The organism is Hyalangium sp. (genome assembly GCF_045802625.1).
Lineage (GTDB): Bacteria > Myxococcota > Myxococcia > Myxococcales > Myxococcaceae > Hyalangium.
In genome coordinates this window covers 190634-199053 of the sequence record NZ_JBJMQP010000007.1, presented here as the reverse complement: position 1 = coordinate 199053, position 8420 = coordinate 190634, and the positions used below count along the sequence as shown (strand labels likewise).

Here is an 8420-nt window from a genome sequence, read left to right as displayed (position 1 = left end):
CGGTGGACAACTTCCTGACGGGCGCCGAGCAGAACCTGCGCACGCTGCGCGGCCGGCCCGGGTTCGAGTTCCTCAAGCAGGACATCGTGGAGGGGCTCTCGGTCGAGGGGCCCCTGGACTATGTCTTCAACCTGGCCTCTCCCGCCTCGCCCATCGACTACGCGCAGCTGCCGCTGGAGACGCTCCGGGTGGGCTCCATCGGCACCGAGAACGCGCTCAAGCTGGCCGAGGCCAAGGGCGCGGTGTTCCTCCAGGCCTCCACCTCCGAGGTGTATGGAGATCCGCTGGTCCACCCCCAGCACGAGGGCTACTACGGCAACGTCAACCCCATCGGGCCGCGCGCGGTGTACGACGAGGCCAAGCGCTACGCCGAGGCGATCACCTCCGCCTACGCACGCGTGCGCGGGGTGAAGACGCGCATCGTCCGCATCTTCAATACCTATGGGCCGCGGATGCGCCTGAACGATGGCCGAGTGGTGCCGGCCTTCGTGGGCCAGGCCCTGCGCGGCGAGGACTTCACCCTCTTCGGGGATGGGAAGCAGACACGCTCGTTCTGCTACGTGAAGGATCTGGTGGACGGGCTGGTGCGGCTGGCCCTGTCCGAGGTGACGGATCCGGTGAACATCGGCAACCCGCGGGAGATGACCATCCTCGAGTTCGCCGAGGCGGTGCGCACCGCCGCCGGTGGGGGAGGGAAGCTCGTCTTCCAGCCGCTACCCCAGAATGATCCCAAGCAGCGTCAGCCGGACATCACCCGGGCCCGGACGCTGCTAGGCTGGGAGCCAAAGGTTCGCCTCGAGGACGGTCTGCGGGAGACGATCTCCTACTTCCGCACCGTTGCCGCTACCCGCGGCGGTCCTTAAGTTGCCGACGCTTTTGAACTTTTCTGGCCAAGGCCACTAGTGGGAGCTTCAGCGTGAAAGTGCTGGTGACGGGAGGAGCGGGCTTCATCGGATCTCACGTGTGCGACGAATTCCTGCGCGCGGGGCATGAGGTGATTGCGCTCGATAACCTGTCGAGCGGCAAACGGGAGAACCTGGATCCGCGCGTGCGGCTGGCGGTGCTGGACATCCGCAGCCCCGAGGCCGCGGAGCTGATCCGCTCCGAGCGCCCGCAGGTGCTCTGCCACCTGGCCGCGCAGATGGACGTGCGCCGCAGCGTGGAGGACCCGCGCTTCGACGCGGACGCCAACATCCTGGGCATGCTCAACCTGCTCGAGGCTGCGCGCGTGGCCGGGGTGAAGAAGGTCATCTTCAGCTCCACCGGCGGTGCCATCTACGGCGAGCAGGACGTCTTCCCCGCGCCCGAGTCCCACCCGACGCGGCCGGTGTCTCCCTACGGTGTCTCCAAGGCGTCGGGCGAGCTGTACCTCGGCTACTACAAGGCCCAGTACGGCCTGCAGTACGTCGCGCTGCGCTACGCCAACGTCTACGGCCCTCGGCAGAACCCTCATGGGGAGGCCGGCGTGGTGGCCATCTTCAGCCAGCGCCTGGTCGCCGGGAAGGAGTGCACCATCTTTGGCGACGGCGGGCAGACGCGGGACTTCGTCTTCGGGCCGGATGTGGCTCGGGCCAACCGCCTGGCCTTCGAGAAGGACTACGTGGGGGCCATCAACATCGGCACTGGCGTGGAGACGGACATCAACCGCCTCTTCGCGCTGCTGGCCGAGGCGGCCGGCTCCAAGCAGCCGGTGACCCACGCTCCGGGCAAGCCGGGCGAGCAGCGGCGCTCCTGCATTGATCCGTCGCTGGCTCGCAAGCTGCTGGGCTGGGAGCCGAGCGTGGGGCTCGCTGACGGGCTGCGCAAGACGGTGGAGTACTTCCGCCTCAAGGCGCTCGAGCCGACGCGGGCGTCCGGCTAGGCCAGGGGTCGAGCTAAATCCCCGGCACGACGGGCACTCCGCTGGCCGCCAGGCCGGTCAGCGGACGCGCGGATGCATGGATTTTGAACGAGTTCGGTGTTACCTACGCGCGCTTCGACTTACAGCGCGACGAGCCCTGAATCCATGCCGGCCGAGAACGCCCACATTCGCAACTTCTGCATCATCGCCCACATCGACCATGGGAAGTCGACGCTGGCGGACCGCCTCCTCGAAAAGACGGGGACGCTGACCAAGCGTGAGGCCCAGGCTCAGTTCCTGGACAACATGGACATCGAGCGCGAACGGGGCATCACCATCAAGGCCCAGTCCGTGCGGATGAACTACACGGCCAAGGACGGCAAGCAGTACGTCCTCAACCTCATCGACACGCCGGGACACGTGGACTTCGCCTACGAGGTCAGCCGCTCGCTGGCCGCGTGCGAGGGCTGCCTGCTCGTGGTGGATGCCAGCCAGGGCGTCGAGGCGCAGACGCTGGCCAACGTCTACATGGCGCTGGACCACAACCTGGAGATCATCCCGGTCATCAACAAGATCGATCTGCCCAGCGCGGACGTGGCGCGCACCCGGGCGGAGATCGAGGACGTGATCGGCATCGACGCGTCCGTGGCCGTGCCGGCCTCCGCCAAGGAGGGCATTGGCATCCACGACATCCTCGAGGCCGTGGTCGAGCGCATCCCGTCGCCCAAGGGCGAGCCGAGCGCGCCGCTCAAGGCCCTCATCTTCGACAGCTGGTATGACAACTACCGCGGCGTCGTGACGCTGGTGCGAGTGCTCGAGGGCACGCTCAAGCTCAAGCAGAAGATCAAGCTGTGGAGCAACAACAAGGTCTTCGAGGTGCAGGAGCTGGGCGTGTTCAGCCCCTTCTCGCGGCCCGTGCAGCAGCTCATGGCCGGCGAGGTGGGCGTGCTGGTGGCCAACGTCAAGGAGCTGCAGGACGCCAAGGTGGGTGACACCGTGACGGAGGAGGCGCGCCCCACGGACGCTCCCTTCCCGGGCTTCAAGGAAGTGAAGCCCATGGTGTTCAGCGGCATCTTCCCGGTGGACTCCGCCGAGTACGAGGGCCTGCGCGACGCGCTGGCCAAGCTCAAGCTCAACGACTCGGCCTTCACCTACGAGCCCGAGTCCTCCACGGCGCTCGGCTTCGGGTTCCGCTGCGGCTACCTGGGCCTGCTGCACATGGAGATCGTCCAGGAGCGTCTGGAGCGCGAGTACAACCTCAACCTCATCACCACGGCGCCCTCGGTGGTGTACCGCATCACCACCAGCAAGGGTGAGACGATCCTCATCGACAACCCGGCCAAGCTGCCGCCGGTGCAGAACATCGAGAAGTTCGAGGAGCCCATCCTCACCTGCCACATCCACGTGCCCAACGATCACCTGGGCGCCATCCTCAAGCTGTGCCAGGACCGGCGCGGGGTGCAGAAGGACATGAAGTACCTGGGCTCCAGCGGCCAGCGCGTGCAGGTGACGTACGAGATGCCCCTGGCCGAGGTGGTGTTCGACTTCTTCGACAAGCTCAAGAGCGTGTCGCGCGGCTACGCCAGCCTGGACTATGAGCTGGCCGGCTACGTGGAGGCGGATCTGGCCAAGCTGGACATCCTCATCAACGGCGAGCCGGTGGATGCCCTCAGCGTCATCGTCCACCGCGAGCGCGCCTACCAGCGCGGCCGCGAGGTGTGCGAGAAGCTCAAGGAAGTCATCCCCAAGCAGATGTACGAGGTGGCCATCCAGGCCGCCATCGGCGCGAAGATCATCGCCCGCGAGACGATCTCCGCCATGCGCAAGAACGTGCTCGCCAAATGCTACGGTGGTGACATCAGCCGTAAGCGCAAGCTGCTGGAGAAGCAGAAGGAGGGCAAGAAGCGTATGAAGCAGGTGGGCTCGGTGGAGATCCCTCAGGAGGCCTTCCTGGCCGTCCTGAAGACGGAGGAGTAGATGACCGCCGCGACGACGCCAGTGAAGCTGGGCGACGCCCTCACGGCACGCCGCACCCCGGAGCAGCTCAAGGCCCGGCGGATGCTGATGTGGCGCCAGCTGCTCACCAGCCTGTGGGCGCCGTTGACGGCGGTGGGCCTGGCCTTCATCCCGTACCTCTTCCTGATCGAGAACCTCCCGTCGTCCGCTTCCTGGGCCAAGCCGGCCATGCAGTTCTTCGGGGCGGCGATGTTCTTCGCCTGGGCGGCGCTGCTGGTGTGGCGCCTGGCCTCCAAGCGCGAGGCGGCCCTGCGCAAGCTGCGCCACGAGGCGCGCGAGCTGTTCCACGAGGCCGAGCGCATCTTCCAGCGCGTCCCCGGCAAGCTGCCCGCCAACGCCGCCGAGCGCATCGCCGAGCAGTCCGTGCGCGTGGAGGACGCCTCCCTGGCCGCGGACGTGCCCCGGCTGGAGAAGGAGGTGAGGGCGCTCGACAAGCTCCACGAGGAGCTGCTGGGCGCCTACCGCAAGCAGTCCGGCTGGGACACCATCTCTGGCTTCGTGAAGGCGCTGCTCATCGCGCTGCTCATCCGCACCATCTTCATCGAGCCGTACCGCATCCCCTCCGGCTCCATGCTGCCCACGCTGGAGATTGGCGATCAGGTCTTCGTCAACAAGTTCATCTACGGGGTGCGCATCCCGTTCATGAACAAGGTGCCGTTCCAGATCGTCCGGGCCCCGGCGCGCGGGGACGTGATCGTCTTCAACAACCCCGTGGAGACGGACAAGGACTTCATCAAGCGCATCGTCGGCATCCCCGGCGATCGCGTCGAGCTCATCAACGAGGTCGTCTTCATCAACGGCAGGCCGCAGAACCGCACGCTCGTCGACAAGGACTCCGTCGTGCACAACCTGTCGCCGCAGAGCGAGTGGTACGACGACGAGGTGATCCGCTACACGGAGAACCTGGACAGCGTGAGCCACGCGGTGCTCCAGGATCCGCACCCGATGACGCCTCGCACCGAGGGGCCGTTCATCGTCCCCGAGGGCCATGTCTTCGTGATGGGCGACAACCGCGACAACAGCTCGGACAGCCGCGTGGGCTTCATTGGCCCGGGCCACGCTCCGGCCTACGTGCCCTTCGGCAACATCAAGGGCAAGGCGATGGTTGTCTGGTTGTCACTGGGGTACGGCGGCCTGGGCAGCAGCTTCTTCGGTGGAACCGGCCTGCGGCTGGACCGCTTCTTCGAGCCCGTCCGGTGAGCACGCCGCGGACGCTTGACGCTCCGCGGCGGCACTGCTAGGGCGCGGCCCGGCGCTATGCGACACCTGCTCGGAATCGACGGCTGGCGGCGAGACGAGATCGAGACGCTGCTCGATCGGGCCGAGGCCCATCTGCCGGGGGGCGCGGCGAGCGCCTCGGTGCTTCAGGGCAAGGTGGTGGCCAACCTCTTCTTCGAGGACTCCACCCGCACCCGGACTTCCTTCGAGATCGCCGCCAAGTCGCTGGGCGCCCAGGTGCTCAACTGGACGGCGCAGGGCTCCTCGGTCTCCAAGGGAGAGACGCTGCTGGACACGGTGCGCAACATCGAGGCCACGGGCCCGGTGGCGCTCGTCATCCGGCACCGCTCCTCGGGCGCTCCCCACCTGGCGGCCCTGCACGTGCGCTGCGCCGTCATCAACGCCGGGGATGGCACCCACGAGCACCCCTCGCAGGCCCTGCTGGATGCCTTCACGCTGCGCCGGCACTGGGGCTCGCTGGATGGGCGCACGGTGCTCATCGTCGGGGACATCCTCCACAGCCGCGTGGCCCGCTCGAACATCCTGTGCCTGACGGCGCTCGGGGCCCGGGTGGTGGTGTGTGGCCCGCCCACGCTGCTGCCCGTGGGGCTGAAGGAGATGGGCGCCGAGGTGACCACGAAGCTGGAGCCGGTGCTGCCCCAGGCGGACGCGGTGATGTGCCTGCGGCTCCAGCTCGAGCGGCAGACGGAGTCCTTCTTCCCCTCCACGCGCGAGTTCTCCCGGCTCTTCGGGCTCACCCCGGCGCGCGCCGAGCGGATGAAGCCCGGAGCGCTGGTCATGCACCCGGGGCCCATCAACCGGGGCGTGGAGCTGGCTCCCTCCGTGGCGGATGGGGCTCGCAGCGTCATTCTCGAGCAGGTGGCCAACGGGGTCGCCGTGCGCCGGGCCATCCTGGAGGTGTGCTCGTGAGCGGCCCGGTGCTCTTCCGCCGCGGCCGGGTGATCGATCCGCGCAGCGGTGTCGACGGTGTGCGGGATGTGCTCGTCCAGGACGGCAAGGTGGCGCAGGTGTCCGAAGCGCCGCTCCAGCTCTCCGGCGCCGAGGTGGTGGATGCTCAGGGCCGCTGGGTGCTGCCGGGCTTCATCGATCTGCACGTGCACCTGCGCGAGCCGGGCGAGGAGGGCAAGGAGACCGTCCTCACCGGGAGCCGCTCGGCGGTGGCGGGGGGCTTCACCGCGGTGGTGGCCATGCCCAACACCAAGGTGGTCAACGACAGCGCGCTGGTGACGGAGCTGGTGCTGTCTCGCGCCCGGGCCGCGGGGCTCTGCCACGTCTACCCCGCGGGGGCCATCACCAAGGGCCTCAAGGGCGAGGAGCTGGCCGAGATGGGCGAGCTGATCTCCGCCGGCTGCGTCTGCATCACCGACGATGGCCGCCCGGTGATGAACGCCGCCCTGATGCGGCGAGCGCTCCAGTACGCGACGATCTTCGATATCCCCGTCATGGTCCACGAGGAGGACCTCACGCTGTCCGGCAAGGGCGCGATGACGGAGGGGCCTACCGCCACGCGGCTCGGGCTGCTGCCCATCCCGCCCTCGGCCGAGGTGGCCATGGTGGCTCGGGACCTGGTGCTGCTGGAGGAGACAGGGGGACGCCTGCACATCGCCCACCTCTCCTGCGAGGGCAGCGTGCGCCTGGTGCGCGAGGCCAAGAAGCGCGGCCTGCGCGTCACCGCCGAGGCCACCCCGCACCACTTCACGCTCGATGACACCGCCGTGGGCCAGTACGACACCCACGCCAAGATGAACCCCCCGCTGCGCCTGCGCCGCGACGCGGAGGCGCTCCGCGAGGCCCTGGCCGACGGCACCATTGATGCCATCGCCACGGACCACGCCCCGCACGGCGTGCTCGACAAGCAGGTGGAGTTCGACAAGGGCATCAACGGCGTGGTGGGGCTGGAGACGGCGCTCGGCCTCACGCTGGCGCTGGTGCACGAGGGCGTGCTGAGCCCGCTCAAGGCGGTGGAGCTGCTCACGGATGGGCCGTCGAGGGCGTTCGGCCTGCCGGGCGGTCACCTCGCGCCCGGGTCTACGGCGGACATCACGCTCGTCGACCCGGAGGTGGAGTGGGCGGTGGACGCCGAGCGGTTCTTCTCCAAGAGCCGGAATACGCCCTTCAATGGCCGATTGCTCAAGGGCCGCGTCACCCAGACGTGGGTTGGCGGCCGGCTCGTGTTTTCGGACGGTCAGATCAAGGAGTCCCGGTGATGAAGCGGGCCGTGCTCGCGTTGGCGGATGGCACCATCTTCGAGGGGCGCTCCTTTGGCGCCACCGGAGAGAGGGCCGGTGAGGTGGTCTTCAACACCTCCATGTTCGGTTACCAGGAGATCCTCACGGATCCCTCCTACGTCGGGCAGATCGTCACCATGGCCTACCCCGAGATGGGGAACGTGGGGGCCAACCCGGACGACGAGGAGTCCGTGCACCCGCACGCGGTGGGCATGGTGGTGCGCTCCTTCACCGACCAGCCCTCCAACTGGCGCGCGAAGGAGTCGCTGGACGCGTACCTCAAGCGCCACGGGGTGGCGGGCATCCAGGGCCTCGACACCCGGCGGTTGGTGCGGCACCTGCGCACGCACGGCGCGCAGATGGGCGTCATCTCCAGCGAGAACCACTCCACCGCGGCCCTCGTCGAGCGCGCCCGGAACGCGCCCGGCATGGAGGGCCTGGATCTGGCCACGGGCGTCTCCACCAAGGAGGCGTACTCGTTCAACACGCCCTCTCCGGATGTGTTCGGCGGCCCCGAGCGCAAGGCGCCGGAGCTGCGCTACCACGTGGTGGCCTACGACTACGGCCTCAAGCGCTCCATGCTGGAGTTCCTCGTGGACGAGGGCATCTGGGTGACGGTGGTGCCCGCGCACACGTCCGCCGAGGAGGTGCTCGCGCGCAAGCCGAACGGCGTCTTCCTGGCCAACGGCCCGGGAGATCCCGCCGCGGTGAAGGGGGCGGACAAGACGGTCGCCGCGCTGCTGGGCAAGGTGCCGGTGTTCGGCATCTGCCTGGGGCACCAGATCCTCGCGCTCGCCCTGGGCGGGCGCACGTACAAGATGAAGTTTGGCCACCGCGGCGCCAACCAACCCGTGAAGGATCTGACAACCGGGAAGGTAGAGATCACCGCGCAGAACCACGGCTTCGCCGTGGACGACGCCAGCCTGAAGGGCAGGGCGGTGGTCACCCACATCAACCTCAATGATGGCACGGTCGAGGGGCTCTCCATCCCCGACGCTCGGGCCTTCAGCGTCCAGTACCACCCCGAGTCTTCCCCCGGCCCGCACGATGCGCGCTATCTGTTCAAGCGTTTCGCCCGGCTGATGGCGGAGTAGGAT

General features: G+C 68.2%; 7 protein-coding genes. All 7 read left to right on the top strand.

Features of this window, described 5'->3' with window-relative positions; translation table 11 throughout:
- The coding region (locus tag ACJ8AT_RS01590) for an NAD-dependent epimerase/dehydratase family protein (protein WP_407735733.1) at positions 1-863 on the top strand (863 nt) is incomplete at its 5' end.
- Positions 864-916: 53 nt separating this feature from the next.
- Complete coding sequence (locus ACJ8AT_RS01585; RefSeq protein ID WP_407735732.1) at positions 917-1861, top strand: NAD-dependent epimerase/dehydratase family protein; 945 nt, start codon at positions 917-919, stop codon at positions 1859-1861.
- 144 nt (positions 1862-2005) lie between these two features.
- Positions 2006-3817 (top strand): translation elongation factor 4, encoded by a 1812-nt coding sequence (gene lepA / locus ACJ8AT_RS01580; protein WP_407735731.1) that lies wholly within the window; start codon positions 2006-2008, stop codon positions 3815-3817.
- Positions 3818-5056 (top strand): signal peptidase I, encoded by a 1239-nt coding sequence (gene lepB / locus ACJ8AT_RS01575; protein ID WP_407735730.1) that lies wholly within the window; start codon positions 3818-3820, stop codon positions 5054-5056.
- Between the two features lie 57 nt (positions 5057-5113).
- Positions 5114-6004 carry an aspartate carbamoyltransferase catalytic subunit gene (locus ACJ8AT_RS01570; protein ID WP_407735729.1) on the top strand — a complete coding sequence of 297 codons (891 nt, stop codon included), beginning with the start codon at positions 5114-5116 and terminating at the stop codon, positions 6002-6004.
- A complete protein-coding gene (locus ACJ8AT_RS01565; RefSeq protein ID WP_407735728.1) occupies positions 6001-7302 on the top strand; it encodes a dihydroorotase in 1302 nt (433 codons plus the stop codon). Before ACJ8AT_RS01570 ends, ACJ8AT_RS01565 begins: the two co-directional genes overlap by 4 nt.
- Positions 7302-8417, top strand: a complete 1116-nt coding sequence (gene carA / locus ACJ8AT_RS01560; protein ID WP_407735727.1) for a glutamine-hydrolyzing carbamoyl-phosphate synthase small subunit — start codon at positions 7302-7304, stop codon at positions 8415-8417. The genes ACJ8AT_RS01565 and carA overlap by 1 nt, the downstream gene beginning before the upstream one ends.
- Positions 8418-8420 lie beyond the last annotated feature (3 nt).